Origin of the sequence: Vogesella indigofera (assembly GCF_003633895.1) — a bacterium.
In the GTDB taxonomy this organism is placed as follows: Bacteria; Pseudomonadota; Gammaproteobacteria; order Burkholderiales; family Chromobacteriaceae; genus Vogesella; species Vogesella indigofera.
The window spans coordinates 510,215-532,160 of sequence record NZ_RBID01000011.1 but is presented as its reverse complement, the minus strand read 5'-3'; the positions used below and the strand labels follow the sequence as shown (position 1 = coordinate 532,160).

At 61.0% G+C, this 21,946-nt stretch carries 32 protein-coding genes; 11 read left to right on the top strand and 21 right to left on the bottom strand.

Annotated elements, in window-relative coordinates; genetic code table 11:
* From C8E02_RS04870 to C8E02_RS04825, 10 genes are all read right to left on the bottom strand, one after another.
* Nucleotides 1-597 (bottom strand): phage adaptor protein, encoded by a 597-nt coding sequence (locus C8E02_RS04870; RefSeq protein WP_120809867.1) that lies wholly within the window; start codon nucleotides 595-597, stop codon nucleotides 1-3.
* Between the two features lie 313 nt (nucleotides 598-910).
* The gene (locus C8E02_RS04865; RefSeq protein ID WP_120809866.1) at nucleotides 911-1,201 is read right to left on the bottom strand and encodes a hypothetical protein; all 291 of its coding nucleotides are present in this window, start codon (nucleotides 1,199-1,201) and stop codon (nucleotides 911-913) included.
* Nucleotides 1,202-1,262: 61 nt separating this feature from the next.
* On the bottom strand, nucleotides 1,263-2,198 hold the full coding sequence (locus tag C8E02_RS04860; RefSeq protein ID WP_120809865.1) for a DUF5309 domain-containing protein: 936 nt from the start codon (nucleotides 2,196-2,198) through the stop codon (nucleotides 1,263-1,265).
* A 15-nt stretch (nucleotides 2,199-2,213) separates the two neighbouring features.
* Nucleotides 2,214-3,236, bottom strand: coding sequence for a hypothetical protein (locus C8E02_RS04855; protein WP_120809864.1), 1,023 nt, complete (start codon nucleotides 3,234-3,236; stop codon nucleotides 2,214-2,216).
* Between the two features lie 10 nt (nucleotides 3,237-3,246).
* Nucleotides 3,247-3,744 (bottom strand): DUF2829 domain-containing protein, encoded by a 498-nt coding sequence (locus tag C8E02_RS04850; protein WP_211329159.1) that lies wholly within the window; start codon nucleotides 3,742-3,744, stop codon nucleotides 3,247-3,249.
* 41 nt (nucleotides 3,745-3,785) lie between these two features.
* Nucleotides 3,786-4,049 (bottom strand): hypothetical protein, encoded by a 264-nt coding sequence (locus C8E02_RS04845; RefSeq protein WP_120809863.1) that lies wholly within the window; start codon nucleotides 4,047-4,049, stop codon nucleotides 3,786-3,788.
* Nucleotides 4,034-4,336 (bottom strand): hypothetical protein, encoded by a 303-nt coding sequence (locus C8E02_RS04840; protein ID WP_120809862.1) that lies wholly within the window; start codon nucleotides 4,334-4,336, stop codon nucleotides 4,034-4,036. Before C8E02_RS04840 ends, C8E02_RS04845 begins: the two co-directional genes overlap by 16 nt.
* On the bottom strand, nucleotides 4,333-6,348 hold the full coding sequence (locus C8E02_RS17370; protein ID WP_170152106.1) for a portal protein: 2,016 nt from the start codon (nucleotides 6,346-6,348) through the stop codon (nucleotides 4,333-4,335). The genes C8E02_RS04840 and C8E02_RS17370 overlap by 4 nt, the downstream gene beginning before the upstream one ends.
* A complete protein-coding gene (locus C8E02_RS04830) occupies nucleotides 6,341-7,594 on the bottom strand; it encodes a PBSX family phage terminase large subunit (RefSeq protein WP_120809861.1) in 1,254 nt (417 codons plus the stop codon). The genes C8E02_RS17370 and C8E02_RS04830 overlap by 8 nt, the downstream gene beginning before the upstream one ends.
* On the bottom strand, nucleotides 7,584-8,000 hold the full coding sequence (locus C8E02_RS04825) for a terminase (RefSeq protein WP_147424443.1): 417 nt from the start codon (nucleotides 7,998-8,000) through the stop codon (nucleotides 7,584-7,586). Before C8E02_RS04825 ends, C8E02_RS04830 begins: the two co-directional genes overlap by 11 nt.
* 303 nt (nucleotides 8,001-8,303) lie before the next feature.
* Between C8E02_RS04825 and C8E02_RS04820 the strand changes: the two genes are divergently transcribed.
* The gene (locus C8E02_RS04820) at nucleotides 8,304-8,603 is read left to right on the top strand and encodes a hypothetical protein (RefSeq protein WP_147424442.1); all 300 of its coding nucleotides are present in this window, start codon (nucleotides 8,304-8,306) and stop codon (nucleotides 8,601-8,603) included.
* 3 nt (nucleotides 8,604-8,606) lie between these two features.
* On the opposite strand, the gene C8E02_RS04815 is transcribed toward C8E02_RS04820, so the two are convergent.
* The 8 genes from C8E02_RS04815 to C8E02_RS04785 are packed head-to-tail and all read right to left on the bottom strand — an operon-like array spanning nucleotide 8,607 to nucleotide 13,530.
* Entirely contained in the window at nucleotides 8,607-8,855 is a 249-nt protein-coding gene (locus C8E02_RS04815; RefSeq protein ID WP_120809858.1) for a hypothetical protein, read from the bottom strand.
* Nucleotides 8,852-9,229 carry a hypothetical protein gene (locus tag C8E02_RS04810; protein ID WP_147424441.1) on the bottom strand — a complete coding sequence of 126 codons (378 nt, stop codon included), beginning with the start codon at nucleotides 9,227-9,229 and terminating at the stop codon, nucleotides 8,852-8,854. The genes C8E02_RS04815 and C8E02_RS04810 overlap by 4 nt, the downstream gene beginning before the upstream one ends.
* A 22-nt stretch (nucleotides 9,230-9,251) precedes the next feature.
* On the bottom strand, nucleotides 9,252-9,698 hold the full coding sequence (locus C8E02_RS04805; RefSeq protein ID WP_120809856.1) for a RusA family crossover junction endodeoxyribonuclease: 447 nt from the start codon (nucleotides 9,696-9,698) through the stop codon (nucleotides 9,252-9,254).
* A complete protein-coding gene (locus C8E02_RS17365; protein ID WP_170152105.1) occupies nucleotides 9,695-9,856 on the bottom strand; it encodes a hypothetical protein in 162 nt (53 codons plus the stop codon). Before C8E02_RS17365 ends, C8E02_RS04805 begins: the two co-directional genes overlap by 4 nt.
* Nucleotides 9,853-10,509 carry a DUF6475 domain-containing protein gene (locus tag C8E02_RS04800; protein ID WP_120809855.1) on the bottom strand — a complete coding sequence of 219 codons (657 nt, stop codon included), beginning with the start codon at nucleotides 10,507-10,509 and terminating at the stop codon, nucleotides 9,853-9,855. Before C8E02_RS04800 ends, C8E02_RS17365 begins: the two co-directional genes overlap by 4 nt.
* Nucleotides 10,506-11,396, bottom strand: coding sequence for a YdaU family protein (locus C8E02_RS04795; protein ID WP_120809854.1), 891 nt, complete (start codon nucleotides 11,394-11,396; stop codon nucleotides 10,506-10,508). The genes C8E02_RS04800 and C8E02_RS04795 overlap by 4 nt, the downstream gene beginning before the upstream one ends.
* The gene (locus C8E02_RS04790; protein WP_120809853.1) at nucleotides 11,393-13,066 is read right to left on the bottom strand and encodes a DNA cytosine methyltransferase; all 1,674 of its coding nucleotides are present in this window, start codon (nucleotides 13,064-13,066) and stop codon (nucleotides 11,393-11,395) included. Before C8E02_RS04790 ends, C8E02_RS04795 begins: the two co-directional genes overlap by 4 nt.
* A 2-nt stretch (nucleotides 13,067-13,068) precedes the next feature.
* Nucleotides 13,069-13,530 carry a phage regulatory CII family protein gene (locus C8E02_RS04785; RefSeq protein ID WP_120809852.1) on the bottom strand — a complete coding sequence of 154 codons (462 nt, stop codon included), beginning with the start codon at nucleotides 13,528-13,530 and terminating at the stop codon, nucleotides 13,069-13,071.
* A gap of 347 nt (nucleotides 13,531-13,877) precedes the next feature.
* Between C8E02_RS04785 and C8E02_RS04780 the strand changes: the two genes are divergently transcribed.
* The 3 genes from C8E02_RS04780 to C8E02_RS04770 all read left to right on the top strand — a co-directional run bounded on the left by C8E02_RS04780 (nucleotide 13,878) and on the right by C8E02_RS04770 (nucleotide 15,390).
* Nucleotides 13,878-14,615 (top strand): S24 family peptidase, encoded by a 738-nt coding sequence (locus C8E02_RS04780; protein WP_170152104.1) that lies wholly within the window; start codon nucleotides 13,878-13,880, stop codon nucleotides 14,613-14,615.
* 122 nt (nucleotides 14,616-14,737) lie between these two features.
* On the top strand, nucleotides 14,738-15,082 hold the full coding sequence (locus C8E02_RS04775; RefSeq protein WP_120809850.1) for a type II toxin-antitoxin system RelE/ParE family toxin: 345 nt from the start codon (nucleotides 14,738-14,740) through the stop codon (nucleotides 15,080-15,082).
* The gene (locus C8E02_RS04770) at nucleotides 15,079-15,390 is read left to right on the top strand and encodes a helix-turn-helix domain-containing protein (RefSeq protein ID WP_120809849.1); all 312 of its coding nucleotides are present in this window, start codon (nucleotides 15,079-15,081) and stop codon (nucleotides 15,388-15,390) included. The genes C8E02_RS04775 and C8E02_RS04770 overlap by 4 nt, the downstream gene beginning before the upstream one ends.
* 66 nt (nucleotides 15,391-15,456) lie before the next feature.
* Here C8E02_RS04770 and C8E02_RS04765 read toward each other — a convergent pair whose 3' ends face one another.
* Entirely contained in the window at nucleotides 15,457-15,699 is a 243-nt protein-coding gene (locus C8E02_RS04765; protein ID WP_120809848.1) for a hypothetical protein, read from the bottom strand.
* A 151-nt stretch (nucleotides 15,700-15,850) separates the two neighbouring features.
* Between C8E02_RS04765 and C8E02_RS04760 the strand changes: the two genes are divergently transcribed.
* Together C8E02_RS04760 and C8E02_RS17360 are read left to right on the top strand one after the other, a co-directional pair.
* Nucleotides 15,851-16,447: a hypothetical protein gene (locus C8E02_RS04760; RefSeq protein WP_147424440.1), complete on the top strand. Its 597-nt coding sequence runs from the start codon at nucleotides 15,851-15,853 to the stop codon at nucleotides 16,445-16,447.
* A gap of 710 nt (nucleotides 16,448-17,157) precedes the next feature.
* The gene (locus C8E02_RS17360; protein WP_170152103.1) at nucleotides 17,158-17,313 is read left to right on the top strand and encodes a hypothetical protein; all 156 of its coding nucleotides are present in this window, start codon (nucleotides 17,158-17,160) and stop codon (nucleotides 17,311-17,313) included.
* Here the strand turns inward: C8E02_RS17360 and C8E02_RS04755 are convergent.
* A complete protein-coding gene (locus tag C8E02_RS04755; RefSeq protein WP_120809846.1) occupies nucleotides 17,300-17,497 on the bottom strand; it encodes a hypothetical protein in 198 nt (65 codons plus the stop codon). The genes C8E02_RS17360 and C8E02_RS04755 overlap by 14 nt on opposite strands.
* 909 nt (nucleotides 17,498-18,406) lie before the next feature.
* On the opposite strand from C8E02_RS04755, the gene C8E02_RS04745 reads away from it, so the two are divergent.
* From C8E02_RS04745 to C8E02_RS04725, 5 genes are read left to right on the top strand one after another with little or no spacing between them, the layout of a single operon-like run.
* Nucleotides 18,407-18,754 (top strand): hypothetical protein, encoded by a 348-nt coding sequence (locus tag C8E02_RS04745; RefSeq protein WP_147424439.1) that lies wholly within the window; start codon nucleotides 18,407-18,409, stop codon nucleotides 18,752-18,754.
* The gene (locus C8E02_RS04740; protein WP_120809843.1) at nucleotides 18,751-19,689 is read left to right on the top strand and encodes a YqaJ viral recombinase family nuclease; all 939 of its coding nucleotides are present in this window, start codon (nucleotides 18,751-18,753) and stop codon (nucleotides 19,687-19,689) included. Before C8E02_RS04745 ends, C8E02_RS04740 begins: the two co-directional genes overlap by 4 nt.
* On the top strand, nucleotides 19,686-20,762 hold the full coding sequence (locus C8E02_RS04735; RefSeq protein WP_211329158.1) for a RecT family recombinase: 1,077 nt from the start codon (nucleotides 19,686-19,688) through the stop codon (nucleotides 20,760-20,762). The genes C8E02_RS04740 and C8E02_RS04735 overlap by 4 nt, the downstream gene beginning before the upstream one ends.
* 3 nt (nucleotides 20,763-20,765) lie before the next feature.
* Entirely contained in the window at nucleotides 20,766-21,011 is a 246-nt protein-coding gene (locus C8E02_RS04730) for a hypothetical protein (protein WP_211329157.1), read from the top strand.
* A complete protein-coding gene (locus tag C8E02_RS04725) occupies nucleotides 20,995-21,486 on the top strand; it encodes a hypothetical protein (protein WP_147424438.1) in 492 nt (163 codons plus the stop codon). The genes C8E02_RS04730 and C8E02_RS04725 overlap by 17 nt, the downstream gene beginning before the upstream one ends.
* Before the next feature lie 33 nt (nucleotides 21,487-21,519).
* Here C8E02_RS04725 and C8E02_RS04720 read toward each other — a convergent pair whose 3' ends face one another.
* On the bottom strand, nucleotides 21,520-21,936 hold the full coding sequence (locus C8E02_RS04720; RefSeq protein WP_120809841.1) for a hypothetical protein: 417 nt from the start codon (nucleotides 21,934-21,936) through the stop codon (nucleotides 21,520-21,522).
* Between the last annotated feature and the right edge of the window lie 10 nt (nucleotides 21,937-21,946).

Here is a 21,946-nt window from a genome sequence, read left to right as displayed (position 1 = left end):
TCAGCTTGTCCTGATGGTGAGTTGCGCTGAGCCGACACGCTTGTCCGCCTGCTGCAGGTCGCCGATCACCTCGGCAAACTGCTGTTTCCATACTGCCAGCCGGCCATCGTCTTTCAGGTATGGGGCGGCCTCCGCCAACGCGCCGTACAGGTAGGCATCGGGCGCAGTGAGCAGCAGCCAGTTGTCTACGGTGATCGGCGACAGGGCAGGGAGCCGGCCAAAGTAGGTCAGGGTGTAGTCGTTGTCCTGCGGCGCCGGGTTGAGCCGTAGCGTGCGGCCGATGACTGTGAAGTACGCCGGCGTGCCGGCCGTCACCGCCTGCTCGGCAAACTGCTCCGGCGTGACGTAGCGTGTGCGCAAAACCCCGCCCGGCACGGCAATGTCCAGCTGGCGGATTTCAAGACAGTCCGCAGGAAGCGCCAATTCCGCCGAGGAGAGCGTCCCGGAGGCTTGTTTCTCCATCTGCTGAGTGCGCAGCAGCCGGTTCAGCTTCGCTTCCGCCAGGGTGATGAAGTCCGGCAAGGATGCCGCCAGGTCCCCGCGCCGCAGGTACCGTGTCAGCGCCGCCTGCAGCTCCGTGTAATTGGTGATGGCCATTCACGCCCCCGAAAAATGCCTTTTGCCCGTTCCAGACGCGGAAGTGCGCCAGCGCCGGGTCATTGAGCATCGCCTGGGCGTGTTCCGGGTTGATCAGGAACTCGCGAAAGGTGATGCCTTTGGTGTTGATGTACTGCTCCACCAGCACGGCCGGCAGGCGTGCCGCCAGTCGCATGTCGGAGTGCCCGAAGGCACCAGCTGCAGCCAGTGCCTTGGTCTGCTCGGCAATGGGGGTGCAGTCCTGGATTCGTTCAATGGTGGTGCTGTCGCTGGACTGGTCGTAGTGAAAGCGGGTGAGCACGTCGCTCATGGCTCAGTCCTCCAGCGCAATGACATTCAGCACGCCGCCGGCGCCAAGCTGCAGCGCGGCAATGGTGTCCGCGCCGTTGGCGATGATGGTGGCGCACTCGTTGGCCGGCAGCAGGAAGTCGCCCGCGGCGGCGACCTGAGCGCCTTTGCCCCAACGTACATAGGCGCCATTGTTGGTGCTGATCCGGAACGAGCGGGGCTTTTGCCCGGACAGCGCGTTCGGGATGGTCGCCGAGGCGCTGGCCGCACCAAGCGCGATGTTTGCCCCGATGGGGTTGGCTGAAAGCTTGGACATGCCTTTCTCCAGAAATGAGAAGCCCCGCACGGGGCGGGGCTTCATCGGGTTAACGCGACCTTTACGACAGGTCGCGCACAGCGCCGGACGATTTCTCGTTCTTGGCCTTCAGCGTGTACTCGGCCAGCAGCATGCGCTTTTCCGAGTCGCCGGTTTTGGCCAGCGGCTCGGTTTTGAAGCGGCGCAGGTACGCCACTTCCCACATGTCGGACTGCAGGGCAAAGGCGGTGCGTGCACGCTGGAAGCGGTTTGGCACCACCTTGAGCGTGCCGAAGTCGCTCACGTAGATGTCGACGGTCGCAACGACCTTCTTGTCCTTGGAGTCGGTCTGCTTGGTGGCGCCGCCATCGAAGGTGCTGAACACCTGCTTTTGCGTGCCGCCGACCATGATCACGTCCGGATCGCCACCGTTGTTCCAGCACTTCTGCAGTACGTCTTTCAGCAGCGATTCGGTGAAGGCGCGCTGGGTACCATCAGTTGGTGCAGTGTTGTTGATCGGGTTCGGCGCGACACCGGTGGCGCCCAGGCTGTTGTTGGTGGCGATCCAGCCTTCCAGGCCGCGCAGCTGGCGCGCGGTAGCCGAGTCGCCGGCAATCGCCGTGGTGTTCTGCGTCAGCGCGAACTCCATGTCACGCTTGATTTCCTTGCCGCGCTTGGACACCTGGTAAGCCAGTTCCTTCTTGCGGCCGGCGCTGCTCACCGCATCCTGCGTACCGGAAACGGAGACCGTCTTGCTGCTGATCTGCGTCTGGTTGTCCACGCGAACGGTCGGCGACGCCGCGGCAGCGGCCGCATCATCGCCTTCCACCTGCTTGTTGTTCGCAGCCGGAGCCAGATCATCGGTCTGCCATTCGTGCTTGGTCGACGTGGCTTCGGTGGTGCCGCACATCGACAGGAACGGGGTCTCGGTCGGTGCGATGTTGTAGATCACGTCGGTCAGGTCTTCACGGTTGCCGACGGACTGGTAGGTCAGGGTGGTATTGCTCGGAGCGGCCATGTGATGGGCCCTTTCTTAGTCGAGTAAGTTTTCGATGACGCTGGCGGCATCCTTGATGCTGCCGGACTGCTTCAGCGCCCTCATGCTCTTGTTGCGGCCATCGGTCGGCGATGTTGTCGCGCTTGGCTTGATGACCTTTGGTGGCGCGGCCTTGACCTTGTTCTCGGTGCTGCCACGCTTGGCCTGCAGCTGATCGAACAGCCATGCCTTGCGGATCGTCAGCAGCGCGCGGTGGTCGGACAGCTGTCCGATTTCCTCGTCACGGTAGCCTTGCTTCTGCATGTAGTTCCGCAGCTCGCCCATTTCGGCCTTGCGCTTCGACTCATCTGCCCACTCTGGGAGCTTGGCCAGAAGCTGCTCCCGCTCGTGTTTGACGTGCTCGTTGAGCGCTTGAACCTGGTCTTGCTGCATGACTTCGGCCAGCTGCTGACGCTGGGCATTCACCTGCATCAGCTCCCGCTCAGCCGTTTCCACACGCAGCTTCTGGCGCATGAATTCTTGCGGGTCATTGTCCAGCAGTGTCTGCCAGTCCACCTGCTGAGCGTCCTGCATCACGGCTTCCAGTTGGAACCCGTAGCGATCCAGCTGTTGACCCAGCTGCTGGCGCTCGGCCAACGCGGCTTGGCGCTCGCTCTGCGCTGCCCGTCGGTCCTCTGCCAGTTTCTCGGTCTTCTGCCGGTAGTCGGCATCCTTCTGGTAGCCGGCAAGCAGCTCGTCCAGCGTGACTTCCTGCTCTTCGCCGTTGACTTTCACCTTGTACAGGGAGGCAGACTTTTCACCGTCCTGCTCGTCGGTGGCTTCGTCATCGGCTGGGTCGCCTTCTACTTCCGCATCAGGATCAGGTTGGCCGTCGTCGGCTCCGTCGTCTGCTGCGTCATCGTCGCCGGCGGCGCCAGCGTGATCGCTCAGTAGCGCAACGATGTCGTCGTCTTCGCTACTCGATGGCGAAGGCGCGCCACCCGCGCCGCCACCTGCCGCACCACCGTCACCAGCTTGCTGCCAGTAGCCGCGGGCAATGAGTTGTTGTCGGATACGCATTGTTTTCCCCTTACTCGACGATCATCCAGTCATCGGCCAGCGCGTCGCTACCGCTCGGCGCCCAGCAGGCGACATCGCCCTGCGCGGTTTTCAGTGCCATGTAGGCGCGGTACGGCACCAGTGCACCCTCGCCATAGAAGGCCTTGGCCACGCCCGTCTGCGCCGGGTAACTAGCGGCCGGCACGTAGTAGGCGAACATACCCGCGCCGTTCCAGCCCGCGCGCGCCACCTTGGCGCCGGCCTTCATCGCCTCGATGGCTTGGCCGAATGGCATGCCTTCGGTCGGACGGTAGGCTCGCTCGAACACATCAGCCGGCGACCAGCTGATATAGCCGGCGTACTGCAGCGTGTTGGCCTTGCCGCCGTCCAGGTACTCCACCAGGAAGCCGGCGTCGTCACCTTTTTCGTCGGCCGGCAGCTGCCAGCCGCGGAGGTCGTTGTACTGCTGGCGTGTCATCGGCACGGCGTGGATCAGCTTGGTGCCGATGTAGCGTTGCATCGTTTTCATGGGTTCATGTCCTGAATGAGAAAACCCGCCACGTGGGCGGGTCAGGGAGTGATCTTGCGGCCGTCGGCCAGCGTGATGGATGGCGGGCCTTCCTCGACCGGCGCATTGCCGATCATGTGGCGGAACAGTGGCGTGCGCGCCGCCGGGTGGCTGACGAGGGTTGGCGGGATGTCGTCGATCTGGTCATTCGCCCAGGCCTCAAAATCGGCCCACGGCATGGCCGATACGCCAGCTCCTGCCGGGCTATCGTCTGCTGGCGGGGCATCCTGCTGATCGGATTGCAGTTCGATCAGCGGCTCAGCCATTCCTTCGCCCGTTCCGGCAGCGTCTTGCGATACGCCAGCTCCTGCCGGGCTATCGTCCCGCTGTCCATCGTCTGCGATAGGCAGCTGTCCACTTTCTCCAGCAGCTTGAGCATCACCCAAAGCCGCTCCCGTCCCTCCTGGTCCCGTGCCGGTGCGTTTTGCCATTGTTCAATAATCTCCGTTTTGACTTGATCGAACGCATCGCGGTAGACGTCCGATTCGATGACGTCGCGGGCACGTTGGCCGCGCGACTCCTGTTGCAACAGCTGTTCGTCTGTCTGGCTCATTGCGGAACCTCCGGTACTGGCATGTTTGCAGGTGGCTGCGTGGAGCCAGCAATCCCCCCGGGGTAGCGCAACTGCAGCTCCAGCAGCTTCAGCTGATACTCGCTGGCCAGCTGTTCACGCCTCAGCGCCATCTCGTCAGTGTGCTTTTGCTGCTCAAGCTGGAGCTTGGCCTGCGCCTCTTGCTGCTTGGCCTGCGCTTCCAGCATGCGAGGATCCGGCGGTGGCGGCTGAGGTGGCTGTTGCTGCTGTTGGCGTGACGGGTCGATCAAGAACTTGTCGGTGTTCTTGTAGCCCATCGCCTTCACGTACTCCGCCGCAGCGTTGTACACGTTCTGCGGTTGCACCAGCCCCATTGAGAACAGCTGCTGCTGCATCTGCATCAGCGCCATCATGTGCTGCGCCTGCTGGTCGCGGTTGCCGGCGCCAAGGCCAACGTTGATCGACATGTCGAACTGGTCCCGCCACTCTTGCGGCTGGATGTCCACCCACTGGCCACGCAGCTGCGCCACCACTGCTTTGTCCTGGTGGCGGATCAGCAAGCGCAGAATCTTGCGGAACAGGGCGGTGAAGCCCGTCTCGGCGAACACGCGGGCGATCAGTTCCATGCGCTGATCACTGCGGTTGGTGATGATGTTCATCCCGGTGGCAGTGTTGTTCAGCGAGTCGGCGCTCACGCCCTGGCTGTACCGCGTGAAGCCCGTCTGGTTTTCCTTCTGGGTCTCGATGTATTCCAGCGCCTGCAGCGCGGCTTGGCCGGTACCGGGGTCGCTGTCGAACAGCTTGCCGACGGCTTGTGGGCTCTTCACTCGCACGACGCCGCCCGGGCGAGATGCGAGCAGGTCATCCAGATTGACCTGGCCCTCCACCGCGAAGGTGCGCTGGTTGACGCTCAGGTACAGGTTGTCGAGGAACGAACGCAGCAGCGACGTCTTGACGCGCTGTGGATCCATCGCCAAGTCAGCCAGACTGAGGCCAAAGAACTGGTGTGGCAGCGGTACCGGGCAGATCGAGCAGAACGGCTGCTCCTCGACCTCCTCATCATCAAGGACGATGCTGCCGGCCTTGGTGATCTTGCGCCACTCGCCATCCAGCTGCAGGTAGCACTCGCTGACCCAGACCAGCGTCGCGTCGTCGTGGGTGGCGTCCTGCATCTCGTCGCCATCGGCCAATCCCAGCACCTTGTTGCGCGCCTCGCGCTCGGCGCCGTACTCCTGATTCTCGCCATGGCCGATCTGGTCGACCAGCTTGGCGTCGTAGCCCGTCTTCTTCAGCTCACCCTTGCTGACTTGGCGGACGTGGGCGATGAATGGCGCATCGTCGCAGGATGTGGCCTGCTTGCTGATCCGGAACTCTTCCGGTGGCACGTTGACCACCCTGACGGCGCTGCGCTCTTCAGCCACTTCCAGCGTGACGTCGTAGAGCAGTTCCGGCTGCGCAATGCCCATCATGGCGTCCGCTGCCGGCGCCATCTGCGGCCCCGGGGCAGGGTAGGCGTTGTGCTCGATGATCTCGGCGCCTTCGCGCTCGGCCAGCAGCATGGTCAGCTGATCGACCGTCAGACCCTTGTAGCTCTCCCGGCTCTTTGCCTCACTGGTCTCCCAGTAGACCTTGGTCAGCCCGACCTTGGACAGCAAGGCGTCCTTGATCCAGGTGTAGATCACATGGAAGCCGGGGTTCTGCTGCAGCAGCACGTAGTTGCAGTAGTCGGTGGCCTGCTCGGCCTTCTGCACGTCGTCAGCATTGCGCGGCGTGAACTCGACCACGGCGTCACCGCCGGCAAACACCTTCAGCAGCTGCGGCAGCATCCATTCCACTGTGGCCAGCACCTCGTTGCTGACCACTGCAGAGCGGCCATCAATGGCCGGCGGCGCAAGGTCGCCGACAGCCTTGCCCATGTAGTAGTCGAGCGCCTTCTTGCGCGCCTCGGTCAGGTCGGAGTTGTGCAGCCCGATGGACTGCTCCAGCTCGCGGTCGACCAGTGATCGCAGCTCGTCTTGTGTCAGTTCAGGCATTGTTCATACTCGGGTATTTGAGGCTGCCGCCCCATGTTTCGTTTGTCAGCTGGTCTGCCGCCACGGCGATGTAGCGCACGTTGTCGGCGCCGTGACTGAACTCGTCGTGAATGGGGGCGCCTGGCTCACCGGTGGACTGTGACACGCCACGGCGGTACCGCTTCAGACACTCCGGCAAGCGGCCGGCATTGGTCTTGTCGAAGTACATGCGCGGCAGGGTCATGCGGGCGAGGCGAATGCCATCCTCGATGCTCATGTTCGGGATGATGCGAACGTCCCAGCCAAAGCCGCGCATGATCTCCTCGCTGCTCTTGCCGGTCTTGTAGTCCTTGTGGCGGCCATCGTGCGGCAGCCACAGCGTTCCCCAGTTCAGCCCCAGCGCGCGCAGCTCGGTGTTGTAGCTGTCCAGCGTGCGGTGGCTGTCCTCGATGTTGCGCACCACGCGCAATTCGGAAGCGCTACGCTGCACGATGGAGATCGACATCGCGTCGTTCCAGCCAAGGTCAAAGATCACGTGCGCCTTGAGCATCGGGTCGTACGGCACATTGCCGATGCGGCCTTGCTCGTGGGCTGCCGCCACCTCGTCGGCGTAGATCGCACCGTCCACTGCCGCCTTGCACTCGCCATCCCAGATATTCGGGTAGTCCTTTGGCTGGGTTTCCATGCAGCGCAGCCTTTCCTGATCCAGTACATCCGGGAACCACGGGTTGTCGTTCCAGTTGATCTTCACCACCCAGTCACCCGGGCGGCGGTTGGTGACGAACCGGACATAGGTTTCGTCTGAGTCCAGATCCGGGTTGAAGGTGATCCAGATTTCCGACCCGGGTTTGCGGATGGTCGGAATCAGGATGTCCCACGATTTCTTGCTGACCGTCTGCGCCTCTTCGACCCATACGATGTCGTAGCCCTCGTAGGACTTCACCGACTCGACGGTGTGGGCGGCAAGACCGGCAAACGAAAAGAGCGACCCGTTAAGCCCGCGAATCTCGGTGTCCAGCACCTCGAAGAAGTAGCCGAGGCCGAGATCCTGAATCTGGTCTTTCAGCAGCTGGTGCACGGACTGTGCAATGGACTTCTGCACCTCACGGGCACAAAGGATGCGCAATGGCAGCATGCTGGCCATGACCAGCAGCGCACGGGCAAATGACCACGACTTGCCTGAGCCACGGCCACCATAGGCCACCTTGTAGCGACAGGGCTTGAATAGCCCCTTGAGCTTCGGGGGAAACCTGGCCTTAGTCCTCATCCCCGAAAATCACCTCAATTGAATGGCCGACTGGTCCACCGCCAGGGCCGGACAGCTCTTTCTTCACCCGGTCGGCGTACTTGTCCGGGTCGCGCGCCTTCAGCAGGAAGATCAGCAGCGTGTCGCTGTACTCGCGGATGGTGCCGACCTTGACGCCCTGGTAGAACACCGGCTTGAGGGTGCCTTCCTTGGCACGGCGTACCGCCTCGTCTTCCAGCGCGGCCGTGCCGAGCTTCACTGCCTCGTCCCAGGCGGCGGCGAACTCCTCGTCTTCCGCGCGCAGCCGGTACATGTGCGATCGGTCAATGCGGATCTTCTTGGCGGCCGCTGAAACGTTGGCCGTATCGGCAAGAACCTGCAGAAACTGCGCCAGTTTTTCTGGTGTTGCTTTTGTTGTGTTTGCCATGAGGCTTTCGCCTCCTCGGCGTGAAGTGGTGCCTTGGAAAACCAGTCAGGTTTCACGGCCTGCTGGCCAACCCGGCAGAAAACAAAAAGCCCCGCTCTCTGGCGGGGCTGGTTCGGCACATGAGCGCGCTCAACGTCTCATGTGGTGTCGCAAAAAAATACCCCGCATCATGGCGGGGTGGGGCTGAATTTCCGGTGGGCATAGCTCGACCACCACGTTGTCAAGATAGCACACCCTTGGTTTTACTGGATGTCATGTGGTGCATTGGCATATATGCCGAAATTGGGTTTGCCTGATATGCTAATGCAATTAAAGTTCTTCAACGTAAGTCGAGGTGAGATGATGCGCAACAAGTTTGTGATCGTATGCGAGCAGGAACACACAAGTGATGTGATTGGCAAGCTGATAGATATTGGCATCACCCCACATCCACTTTTTGACCGGCGTGCCTGGATTTTCTCCGCCGATGCGGAAATTGGCGCCATTAATTCCGCCATACTTGCTGGTACAACAAAGCCACACTTCACGCTTTTTGAAGCAAAGAACCGCATGTATAACGCGCCGGGTGACACCGCATCGTCGGTTAAGCTTGCATTCCCTTGAGCTCTATAACCCAAGTTGGTTTTGAGTGATTGCATAGGCCCTGGCTTGTTTTCTGCCCGGGCCTTCTCGTTCCCGTAAGTTGGCCGTCACCTTCCCAGCCCGCTGCAGCTTCACCAGCACGCTCATGATCTCAGCCGGCTGGTGCTCGAAATCCAGCGCCGCTTCCAGCTCGCCCAGCAGCATCGGGCGCGGCGCATCCGCCAGCACGTCGGCCAGCTTCCGCGCCAGCCCGTGTCCGCGGGGCCGCTTCATGCCGCCACCCGGTGCGACTCGCGCCAGACACGGCCGAAGCGAACGGTGGCCGCCAGCAGGGTGGTGTCGAACGACCGCGTCGACATGGCCAGCCGGCGGGCGACGATATCGTCGGCCAGATGCGGGAAGTGCACATGGCGCGCGCGCAGCACCAGCTTCTCCTGGTCGGGCAGGGTGTTCACCAGCCGTTCCACCAGCTCGCCCGTGCGCTGGTCGTACTTGAAGCGGAAGCGCTTCTCGGTATCGTCGGCATGCACGTACCGTTCCGGGTTGTTGGCATAGTGCTTCTCGATGCCGGCGCAGGTCTGTCGCCAGTTGCCGGTATCGACCGCCCATTTTGCCCAGTGCTGCAGAGCTGCTGCAGGTTCAATCATGATCATCCCCCTTGTCGTCTGATCAGGCCGCGAACAGCGCGCCTTCGATTGGTTTCACCACCACGTGCACACCAGGCACCTCGGCGTAACGCTTGCGCTTGCTGACGTCGCAGACCTGCACGTCGTCGTGCCACACCACGCCGTTGATGGCGTCGAAGATCGCCTTCTCAACGTTGTCGATGTCCGGCTTCTTGGTCGGGTACACCTGGCCTTGCAGGGCTGCTGCCTGCTTCTTCTTGGACCAGCTGGCCGGTACCGGTAGCAGGATCACCAGCTCCACGTCGACAGGGCCGTCGATCAGGTTGCGGCCAACCATGGCTTCCTGTGCTGCCAGCGCGACCAGGTTCTCGTAGCTGGCGGTTTTCTCCGGCGTGTACATGCGGGCGAACTTGCCGCCGCGGGTGGACACACGTGGCCGGCCCTTGCCGACGGGCGTACCTGGTACCTTGAATTTCACGACGTTGTTCATGCGGCCTCCGCGCGTTTTTGTTGTTTGGTCAGGTGCCATTTCTGGCACCTCGGGCACCGGTACGCCCGCAGGGTCTTGGTGTTCTTGCCGGCCATCCTGGCGGCGATGACCAGAGCGCCGGCATCGGACCTGTAGCCGTGTTTCTCGGGGCACTTCATGCGGCCTCCCGTTTTTCAACCAGCAGCAGGATCTCGTTTGCTCGCTCGACATCGAGTTGTTGCATGCCAAGTGCGGGCTTGTTGGTGCCGGCGATCATCACTGCCATGGCCACGTTGGCATCGCCGATCAGCATTGGTGCTTCGATCACAGGGAAGCCTTCCCGCCGGCTATCGGCCTCGATGATGCCTACCAGCACCGGCAGGTACTCTGGCACCTCCTGGCGGCCGGCAAACGCGCGGTACCGCTGCTCGAACTCACGAGCCACGAACGGCCACTCGTCCTCAGTCTTGCGCCCCATGGCGATCCAACCTCCCATTTCGTGCAGCACGCGGTGGATCAGCGGGTCATCGAACACTACGCTGCTGTAGGTGCCGATGCGGCGCACAGCCTTGTCGACCTTGTGCCAGGCCTGCAGCGCCTTGTCCTGGCTGGAACCCTGCATCATGCGGATCAGGTCGGCCGGCTTCGGCATGAACTGGCCGTTGTCTGGGTTGGTGATGTGGCGGTTCATGGCCTCACGTACCACGGCCATGTCGTGTTGCTGCAGCGCGCCCCAGTAGATCGACACGCTGAAGGGGGTCATCGGTTTGCCGTAGAGCTCAGACACGGCCTGCAGCAGGGTCTGAAACTGGTCGAAGTCGTTTTGCGTCATGGTTGAATCTCCCGTTCGGCGGCACTGCCGTCACCGGCACCAAAGATCATTTCCCGGGCAGCGGAGAAGGCGGCGGCGTTCTTGTCGGCAATGGTGGTGCTGGCTACTGGTGCTCTGCGTGCAGACACCGCCTGATCCTTGCCGTTGCCGAAGTTGCGGCGACGGCGCAGCCACATTTCGAACTCGGCATTCCAGTCGGCGGAGAGCTTGCCCTTGCTCCGTGCGTTGGCCAGGAACATGCCCAACTCGTTCTGCAGGTCGAGGTGCATGTTGATCGCAAGACCGCGGTGCGATGGCGTCGGGGTCAGGTCGGCAGGGGCTGTTGTCGGGCAGGCAGCAGGGTCGGTCATCGGCCCCGAGCGAGTGCGCGGCTCTCTCTCATAGTTACCTTTAGGTAACGTATTGGTGTCTGGTGACTGGTGAGCATTGCCATCGCATTCCGAATTGATGCGTTCACATGGTTCTGTTGATGCGTTCGCATTGCCTTCGCTGTCCGTTGGCATTGCGTCCGGTTTGCCATCGGATTGCGGTGGCAATGCTGGGTCAGGATTGCCAGCATTCGTTTTGCTTTTGCTCCAGCGTGCGTTCGCACTGTTGCGGGCCTTCTCCTGCTTCTCGCGGTAACGGGCAATTTCCTCGTCGCAGCGCGCGTTGTGGTACCCGTCATCGGCCAGGATGAAGAACTCGTCCAGCACGATTTGCACGGCTTCACGCTCCTCTTCAGAGCGGGCGCAGATCAGGCGCTGCACGGCGCGAAGATCAGCCGGCAGCGGCCCCTCCAGGGCGTAATACTTGCGGATCAGGCGGCTGTACGCGGCGTCCTCCACGAACGACAGATGCGCCGTGGCCTCCGCGTAGTCGCCGATGTGGTGCTCGTAGTAGTTCATGCCGCCTCCTGCACAGAAAGCGCCATTGCCACCGGCCGCACCCAGATCGGTGTCGCGGAAAGCACGAACGTCTCGCCCGACCAAGCCAGTAGCAGGGTGGTGCCCATCATTTCGGCAATGGCGGTGGCGGCCTCCGGCGGCACCATATTGCCGATCCGTTCGCGCCAATCACTGTCGCTCAGGCCATCCAGCTCCAGGTACTCTTCCGGCTCGATGAGGCTTTGCAGGGCAGCCAGCTCCAGTGTGGTGAATGGCCGGTGCCAGGTGCCATCCAGCGACCGGATAACGCACTGCAGCTTCTCGTTTGGCTCTGGCATGCGCGGGTCGGCTACGCTCCAGCGGCCGTTGTCGTGGCCGGCGGCGGCCGATACAGCACCGCTTGTCTGATCCCAACCCAGTACGCCGTAATGGCCGCCTGTCAGGTAGTTGTCACCGCTTTGGCGCCGGTTCAGACCGCTGCGAGGGTCGGCCACTGCAAATGCACCTTGGCCAGTGGTGCTGCCAGAAATCACGGTGCCGGCCGCCTCATCCCAGCGGGTGACCATGTATTTGCCAAAGGTAGGCCCCGCACGGCGCGGGTCTGCTACAGAGAAGGCGCCTTGGCCCGGGCCGGTCTGGCCGGCGACGGTACCGGTGTATTCGTCCCAGCGGCGCACCCCGTAGGCCTGGCCATCATTCCAGCGAGCCGACTGATTGAAGCGAGGATCTGCAACAGAGAACGCGCCGTTGCTTGGCGTCGAGCGGCCTGCAATGGTGCCTGCCGGTTCATCCCATCCATTCACGCCCAGGTAACCGGCGCGATATTCTGGTACCAGAAGGAAGTCGCGCAGCTGGCCATCATCGACCGCCAGCTTGTTCAGGCTGCGCCAGTCGCTGCCCGCCTCGACAAACGCCAGGCGCACCCAAGTCTTCCACTGCAGGGAAGGCACGCGGTGCATGGGGCCGCACGAAAGATCGCCAGGCATCGGCATGCGGCCCAGCACGGTGCCGACAGCCTCAAGGCGCTTTTTCTCCGGCTCGTACAGGAACGGAGCGACCTTCTCGACGTGTCGGGCAACCAGCAGGAAGCGCTTGCGGCTTTGTGCCAAGCCTCCGATCTCGCCGCAGTCGTGTGTAGTCTCGGCCACAGCGTAGCCGTAGGCGCGCAACAGGCCGCCGATCTGGTCCAGCAGGTGCCGGCCGCGGTTGGCGATGCGTGGCACGTTCTCGAACACGATCAGCTCGGCCGGATCGTCGGCATAGGCCTCCAGGGCGAGCCAGATCCCGCGCAGGGTCAGGCGATTCAACGCCTGGTACTTGGCAGTTTTGCTGCGCGATTCGTTCAGCAGGCCACTGAAGCCCTTGCAGGGGGCGGACAGAAACCAGATGTGCGGGCTTTCATTGCCCATGGCGCGGCGGATGTCGGCCGGTGTGGCCTCACGCCAGTCTGCTGGCGGTTCCTTGCCATGGAAGTCGATGTACTGCGAGCGGTCAAACAGATCCATTACCGTACCCGGCACGCCGACAATACGGTCAAAGTCACGGATAGCAGCCGGATCCACATCAATGCCGCCCAGGCAGCGGAAGCGTGCTTGTAGATTGCCGACACGCGGCTGCGCCTTGTTGAAGCCTTTGGCGCCACCGCCGAGGCCGCAGAACAGGTGACCATGGCGAATTTCTCGGATCTCCATGCTCACCCCTCCACCTGCTGCAACAGCCCGGCAGTCACCGACAGCAGGTCGCGCAGCTCCTTGGCGATCCGCTTGCGCTCGGCCGGGCTCAGCTGCTCGCCCCATTCGCTTTCCGGATGCTCGGACTCGTTGATCTGCTGGCCGACGTCGCCGCACTCCTTGGCCAGGTGGCAGAAGTCGCGGGACAGCTCGCGCAGAGAAGGTTGGCCACAGGGCAGGGCGACGGTCACGCGGCCCACCAGCGCCGCCAGTGCGTCGGCAATGGCTGGGTTCTGCGTGCGGTCGGTGATCTCGGCGGCCTCTTCCAGCGTCAGCTGGTTGGTGTCGCAGTTCGGATTCAGCTTGTTGGCGAAGATCGTCGGGTTCTTGTGCATCGCCAGCGCCAGGCCGGCGATACCGTTGTGGTAGCCCTTGGCGATGGCTTGGGCTGATGCGGTGATGTGGCTATAGGGGTTTGGGCTCATGATTAGCTCGCCCTCTTCATGCAGACATCATCGTTTGTGGTGGGTAAGCTAGTGCCAGTACCCCAAATATCTGGACGAAGTTCGGCCAGGGTCAGTCGGTTATCAATAGCGACAAGCTTCTTTGAAAGCGCAGGGCTCGGGCGACGACGGCCTGTGCCGCACTGCCAGAGGTATACCGCGTCTGTACCTGCCTTATCTGCAAGCTCACGACGCTCGCTCGATGTTAGGCCCATTAGATTCATGCTCATCTCCTTGTCTGGAATGAGCAAATATTAGCAACGTGCGAATCATAAAGCAATCGCAACGTGCTTATCGTCATGAGATTAGCTAGTTGCTATAAAACCGCCATGAGAGTTGAAGAAATCCGCCTGCTTAATCTGCAGAAGCTTGTTGCAGAGATGAAAACCAGTGCCGCTGTCGCAAAAGCAGCGAGCACTGCTCCTTCCTACATCAGCCAGATCCTCACCAGGGCGCCATCGCGGACGGGCAAGCCACGCGATGTCGGATCCGACTTGGCGCGAAAGCTTGAGAGCGGGTGTGGAAAGCCTGTTGGCTGGATGGATTCTTTGCATGATGGTGATGAAGCGCTGCGCGCTGCACTCGGCCCAGCCATCACCACCCCGCAGCGCCCCGTCGTGGTCGTGGAGTCCGACGAGGACATCCAGCATGAAGTCTTCGCCATTCCGCGCTACCGCGTGAAGGCCTCGGCCGGCAGTGGCGAGCCCGTATTCGAGATCGACACCGAGGGCACGCCGAACTACTGCCGCAGCGGCTGGGCGCTGAAGAACGGCTTCAAGCCGGACAACCTGTTCTCGATCGTGGCCGCCGGCGACAGCATGGAACCGACCATCCCGGACGGCGCCAGCCTGATCGTGCATCGCACGTCAGAGATCGCCAACGGCAAGGTGCACGTGATCTGCCGCGGCACGCAGTGCTACGTGAAGCGGCTATTCGCGCAGATGGACGGTTCGGTGCTGGTGCGATCGGACAACCAGGACGTCTACAAGGATCTGACCGTGTTGCCGGATGACCCCGACTCGCTGCATGTGGTGGGGCTGGTGGTGTCGGTCAGTTTTAATTTGTGATCATCGGCAAGAAGGTGTGACGTGGCGGGTATGTGCTTCCGGGAAATTAAGTCAGCACTGGCTTATTCGACTCAGCCATATGTCGCATTGCAGTACATACGTAACTTGCGTACAATTACCCCATGAATGCAACCTTTGTCGAACTGCCGCCATTTGCCCGTTACCGCTCCGAGTACCTTGATGACGAGGCGTTTCGAGAACTGCAGAAGCAGTTGCTACAGCGACCACAAAAAGGTGACGTCATCCAGGGAACCGGCGGTTTGCGTAAGCTGCGCTTCGCTGATGCTCATCGCGGCAAGGGCACGCGCGGTGGCTTGCGTGTGATCTACTACTGGTGGCTGGGCGGGGATCAGTTCTGGCTTTTTACCCTGTACGATAAAGACGAAGCCGCCGACCTGACCAGCGACGAGCGCAAGGAGCTGAAGGCCATGCTAGAGCGCGAACTGCAACTGAGGAGCAAAAAATGAAACGCAATATCTTTGCCGAACTGACAGAGGGTTTTGATGCCTTGGCGGCTGAGCGTGAAGGCAAGTTGACGCTGCGTAGCCACACCGTCAAGCGACAGCCGGCACCGCAAGTGACGGCGCAGGAGGTGGCTAAGCTGCGCGAACGGTTGAATATGTCCCGGACACTTTTTGCTCGCGTGCTGCGCACCAATGAACGCACCCTTGAGAACTGGGAACAGGGCCGGGCAAAGCCGAACTCCCAAGCCGCGGCATTGATCCGCTTGGTGGAAAAATTCCCAGACACAGTGGAGCGCTTGGCCGAAGTCTGATTTCGCCGTGAAGTGCCACCACTAAACCCGCCGCGAGGCGGGTTTTCCATTGCCGGACAGAATCGCTTAGTTGTACGGGCTGTTGTACTGGTTACCGTAGCCATTGTTGGGTTGAGTGCGGGTGCCGCGCTCGCCAGTGTGCGGATTGGTGTTGCCCTGCGTTGACCAGTTGTTGTTGAAGTTGCCGTCATTGTTCGAGCGGTAGTGTGGCTGAACATACGTGCCATCAGAGCGGGTGTGCCCGCGGACGAAGGTGTCGGCGAGCGCCGGCGCTGCGGCCAGTGCCAGCACGATCAGAAGTGTGCGCATAAATTCTCCAGGTCGGTTGTGAGTGTAGGAAAGCATCAACTAGTGACATGGTAATATAATTCCAATGTCAAAGTGCGAGATGACTGTCTGCAGGCGCTGCGGCATCGTGCGGTCGCCGGTGGGTGGGGGTTATTGATCGGGGAGGGTAGAGATGGGCGTTATTGACTTTGTCTTTGGCAAAAGGTCAGGGCCAAGCGAGGCTCCAGATGGTTCTTATTTGGAGGTAAGGGTATTCACTCGTCGCCAGCGCTTATTGAAATCACTACTCGCTGTCGCGATGACCCTCCCAGTTGCCATATTTTTGCCGGGAGCATGGATGTCTGGCGGGGGCGGAACTCCTCTTTTTTACTTCATGCTCGCTTACACCTGCATTGGGCTGCTAGCAACGATCAGGTACTGGCGAACATCTTCTACTCTGGTTCCTTCCGATGAATGGAAGCAGAAAGAGCAACTCGAAGAGCAGGAGTCATCGCGAAAAAGCGAAGAGTTCTGGGGACGCTGGTACATGAGGTATGCGATAGCCATTGCGGCCTTTGCTATTGCTGGGTACATGCTTGATGAGAACCCTGAAAAATGGTGGGTGCCGGCCTTCTTCGGAATCATTGGAGCCATCAAGGCGTATGAGCTGGTGATTCTTGCCGTTGTGATTGCAGCAATTGTGCTTGCTATCAAGCTGATCATCGCTCTTCCTGTGAGCTTGGCCGTAATACTTGGTGCCCTCATCATCGCATTTGCAGTCAGAAGGTGATTAACAGCTAGCCAGACCAACCCGCTTCGGCGGGTTTTTTGTTGCCTGTTGCATTTCTTCTACATATCGGGAGGCTTGATTAGCAATGGTTTCGCATGGATTAGCAACAAAAGTTAGCAATGAGCTATTGCATAAATGTTCGCTCGTTGCTAATCTTCACTCAACAGCACAGCAACACCGTGCACCGATCTTAAACAACACACGAATACGGAAGCCACTCACCGGCGCAGCGCTGCAGGCACGCAGACTGCGATTGAGCGGCAACCATCAACACACCACCCGGATACGGCCAGCGGTGCTGCGCGATGAAGCGGAGGGCGGCAAGCGGGAGGGCTCGGGGAGCCAAGACGTAGGGGAAGGGTGGGGATGTTGATGGGTAACAACTGGCGCACCGCGGCCAGGCAACCGAGCAAAGGAAGCGAACAAGCGGAGTTGGCGAAAGGCGAGTTACCCAGCCAAGGAAAGCGCTGCGGCGCATGGGGTACTGATCGGTTGGCGCCCGAGTAACGCATCAGCAGCCTTTAACACGAAGACATCGAATCGCAATCAGCCGGAAGAGCATCGCATAACCGGCGCCGGACGCTGTACCCGGCACGCGGCTTCTCACGAGGCCGCACATGCAAGGACACTGCCTGCATTTAACCCCATCGATCCTGCCGTCGCTGAGTGGGTAGTGTCCTTCCATGTTTCAAGAGGAAAGGAACTGACGTATGGAAGCACAGCAGAAGAAGCTGAACACAGCGCAGAAAGACATGATCCTAAATGCGCTGTGCCAGCTTGTGGCCAATCAACGTGACACTGGTAGATCAGTGCAGGACACGGCGAAAGACCTGATAGAAGCTGCGAGGCTTATTAACGAGGCTTGATGTCACCCATATCAATCCCGCTCTCAACATCACTCTGCAGTCTGGATGACAGCGTTTTTATGAAATCAGCCATCATTTCCGCTTTGTAAGCGCCGTTTCCATTGGCACAAAAAAACTGGGGATCAGACTCGCTGATTCGTATTGCAAAATTAAGCGCCATCGCATCGGCGTTGTACTTTTCCATAGCATGCTCCTTAAGTTGGGTTTGACATTGGAATCGACAGCCTAGCACAAGAGCATTTATGGAAATACCAGCCTGAGCGCAGGCCGTGGGGAATGGCGAAGAAAGTTCCACGTAAAGGCACAGTTCGTCTGGCAGCCGGGAAAGACCGGCACCAACACAGAATCCGAGGCGTGGAAGCTGTGCCAGAAGAACGGCACTGGAACACGCGGGAAGGGCGGGAACAAGCGCCCACAATGAGGCCGAAAGGCTTGAGGTTCCGGGCAGAACCACAGTTAGCGCGGATGCGCCGTTATCGAGAAGAGCAGTTCTGCCACTGCCAGTGTCGCGACTGGCCGGATTCTGTGTTGGTCACCAGCAGCGCCTGAGCACCGCTGCATTCACCCGCAATGGTACTGAATGAGACCGCACCCACGCTTTATGGGAGTGGTGACCAACTACCAGCACCAAACAGGCGAGAGCGGCCTGAACCAACGGCTTGCACGACTGGCCGCCGTAAGCGGCCAACCTTTCTCCTCGATGTTGTGTCTTGCCCCGCCATGTGCGGGGCTTCTTTTTTTCTGGAGGCAGCTATGTCACTCAAATCGTGCCCGCCGTGCACCGGCGACTGCAATCAGGGGCGTAGCTGTCCGGCTCGTCAGCCTGTAGCCCGCATCATCCTGCACCCCGCCTGCGCCAGCAGCCCGGATGCAATCGAGGCCGTAGAGAAAGCCACCGGCCTCGTGGCGGTACGTGATCGCCGCCGCCCCGTGGTTCGCCTGGTGCCGGCCCTGCGCCTGGTCAAGGGCGGTGGCCAAGCAGTCAAGGAGAGTGCGTGATGAAGGCCTTCGTAATTTCGGCTGTGCGCGGCCTGCTGGCGTTGGCCACCTTCTTTGTCGTGATGGGCATCGCCCAAGCCATGGAGCAACTGTGATGAATACCGCAACCACCCCATGTCCCGTCGTGGCCAGCCTTGGCCAGTACCTGGCCGCGCAGAACCGCGACGAGTGCCTGATTCTCGCCATCGAGGCTGAGGCCGACCTGCTGCTGGAAGACGAGAAGCGCCGCGCCCAGCTGGCGGACAGCTTCGTGGAAAGTCTGCACGACGCCGGCAGCGAAGTGCTGCTGGCCGAGTTCCACGCCTTCGTCGGCAAGCAGCTTCTCCGCGCCGCGTTTGACCACGATTCGGTGGTCAGCGCGCTGTATCCCAACCTGTCCAAGGCCGCCCGCGAGTGGGTGGGTCTGGTCGCCGAAGTCCAAGTGAAGAAGGAGGCAGCATGACTGCAATTACCCGAGAGGAGTGGCTGGCACTCCGCAATACCGGTATCGGCGGCAGTGACGCCGGCGTGGTACTGGACGTGAACCCATACAAGACACCGTTCCAGCTGTATCTGGAAAAGCGCGGAGAGGTGGAGGCGGATGACATCAGCGACAAGGAGGCCATCATCTGGGGCCACCTACTGGAGAACGACGTCGCAGCAGAGTACAGCCGCCGTACCGGCCGCAAGGTCGAGCGCTGCACCACCATGCTGCGCCACCCGCAGCACGACTGGATGCTGGGCAACCTGGACCGGTTGGTGTGGGAGGGTGACAAGCGCCCGCAGTACAAGGGTGAAATCCGCACCCGGAGGCTGCTGGAGTGCAAGACAGCACTGGGGAGGTTCATGGATAAAACCCAGTGGGGACCAGACGGCACCGACGAGGTGCCGTTGTCGTATCTGGCCCAGTGCCAGCACTACCTGGCCGTGACTGGCGCCGAGGTGTGCGACCTGGCCGTATTGTTGGCCGGCCCTGACTTCCGCATCTACACCATCAACCGCGATGAGGATCTGATTGCGCAGATCATCGAGCGCGAGGGCACGTTCTGGGAGCAGGTGCAAAGCGGCAGCGCGCCGGCGCCGGACTACAACCACCCGACCACGGGCGACCTGCTGGCCAAGTTGTACCCCGGCACCGACGGCACCGAGATCATCCTGCCAGATGGCGCCGCCCACTGGCAGCAGGTGATGGCCGAGGCGAAAGAGCAGGTGAAGTTCTACGAGGCAGTCGCTACCGGCGCCAAGAACCACCTGTTGCACCTGATGGGCAGCGCCGCGGTGGGCAAGCTGCCGGACGGTAGCCAATTCACCCGCAAGGAAGTGAAACGCGCCGGGTTCTCCGTCGACGCGGTCACCTACGTTGATTTCCGATTCAAGAAAGCGAAGGACGCAGCATGAACGACGTTATCGAACACCAGACCAGCCAGACGCCGGCCTACCATGGCGACCAGACTTCTACCACTGCGATGGTGCTGGACTCCAACACTATCGATAGCATCATGCGGGTGGCTGAAATCATGGCCAGCGGCAAGTCCACCATCCCGGCGCACTTGCGCAATAACCCGGGCGACTGCATGGCAGTGGTGATGCAGGCGATGCAGTGGAAGATGAACCCCTTCGCCGTGGCGCAGAAAACACACCTCGTGAATGGCACGCTGGGCTACGAGGCGCAGCTGGTCAATGCGGTGGTGTCCTCCTCGTCGCTACTGCGAACCAGGATCAGCTATGAGTGGGATGGCGACTGGTCGCGCTGCAGTGGCAAGAACGACAAGAGCACCAACCTGACGGTGACGGTGTCGGCAACCCTGAAGGGAGAGTCTGAGCCGCGCCGCCTGACTATCAGCATGGCTCAGGCAGGCGTGCGCAACTCTCCGAACTGGGAGCACGATCCGAAGCAGCAACTGGCTTACCTGTGCACCAAGCGCTGGGCCCGTCTGCATGCGCCGGATGTCCTGCTTGGCGTCTACACCCCGGACGAAATTGAAGTTGCCCCCCGCACTGAGCGCGACGTGACGCCGCCGGCAGAGCAGCCGCCAAGCAGGCCCGCTACGCGCACAGATGCGCTGAAAGGTAAGTTGGCCGGCAAGGCGCAATCGAAGCCGGCTGAGAGTGCTGCAGCACTGCCAGCGCCCACTCTTGACATGATCGCCGAGCAGCTGCGTCAGGCAGCCGGCAAAGCAGATATGGATCGCATTGGCCAGCTGATCACCCAGCTGCCGGACGGCCAGTACGACGCCGGCCTGCAGGCGTTCAATGAGCGCGTCACCGAACTCAAGGCCAAGGCGCAGCAGCGACAGGGCAGCCAGGTGCAATTCGACGCAGACGGCTTCGCTCAGCGTATCGCCGCCTGCACCGACATCGACACCCTGGATGTGATGGCAGAAGAGCTGCGCGATATCGAGAGCAGCGGCGAGCACGATCGCTTGGTTGGTCTGTACCGCGACCGCCGCGCCGAGCTGGCGATTGGCTAACCCATGGCCGGCCTTGTCCTCAGCAAGCCGGCCAGCCAGTGCTACAGCGAGAAGAAGCTGACGCAGCTATTGGCCGACGCCGAGCTCAGTGCGACCCGCGACTGGGATCGCAACTTCATCACCGACATGCAGAGCCGCTACAAATCGTACGGCATGGGCATGCACATCAGCACGCTACAGAAACACCATCTGGAGCGGATAGCAGACTTCACCACCAATGAAAGGGCACGCAATGGAACAACCGATTAACCAGGAAGATATGGACCGTCTGCAAGAGCAGATGCACGCGGAGTGGACTGCTGAAACTTTCCTGATGGGCAACCTCATCAAAGCCGCCACCCGCCAGTTGAAAGAGCTGGCGATGCCGTTCAGTAAGATGGACCAGGACGCGCAGGAGAAGGTGTTGGAGCGCGTGCACGAGGACATTTCCAAAGCGGTGCTGGAAGCGGTGAACGTAATCGCCACGGGCAACCGGATCCACTTCCGTACCGCCGTGAAGTCCGTCCAGTTCGTAGAGGACGAGGTGAAGGTGCAGCTGACCTGCGTGAACAGTATCGAGGCCCACCACTTGGCCAACAAAGCCGGCGGCATCGTGATGGTGGTGCTGGAAGATGGCAAACGCTATCTGGAAGTGGGCGATGCGCTGGAAGGCGAGCCAGACCAACCGCCGCTGTTTGATACCAGCACGGCCGGCAGCGGCTGGCAGGAGCGGGAAGCAGCGTAACGACACAGGCCACCCAAGCGGTGGCCTGATTCATTACTGATCAAAGTCATCTAGGTGTATCAAGCGTGGACCTTCATGTCGCTGTCGCCCAGCCGTGAAAAAGATCTCCGCGTGCCCTAATTGCTGTAGTGCAATTCGAAACTGATTGCCAACGTCAGCCATCATGTTGAGCTGGTCTTCAGGCGGAGTATCCAGGTAGCGGATCAGATCCTCTTTTTGCCACGTAATAGCAACGTTGAGGCTGTGCGGGTATTCATTCTGCCCGCCACCTGGGTTGCCAATTTCAGCGAGGTTGAGAGGGTCCGCAGTACGGATGTAAACATATCCGACACCATCAAAGACACCGTGGCTGATGACTACCTCATATCGGAATGGCCAAGCCGCTTCCAAAGCTTGCGTCAGTTGCAAGCCTGCCTGACCAAGCCACTTGCTTTGATACTCATAGTTCATGCTCTGTGCC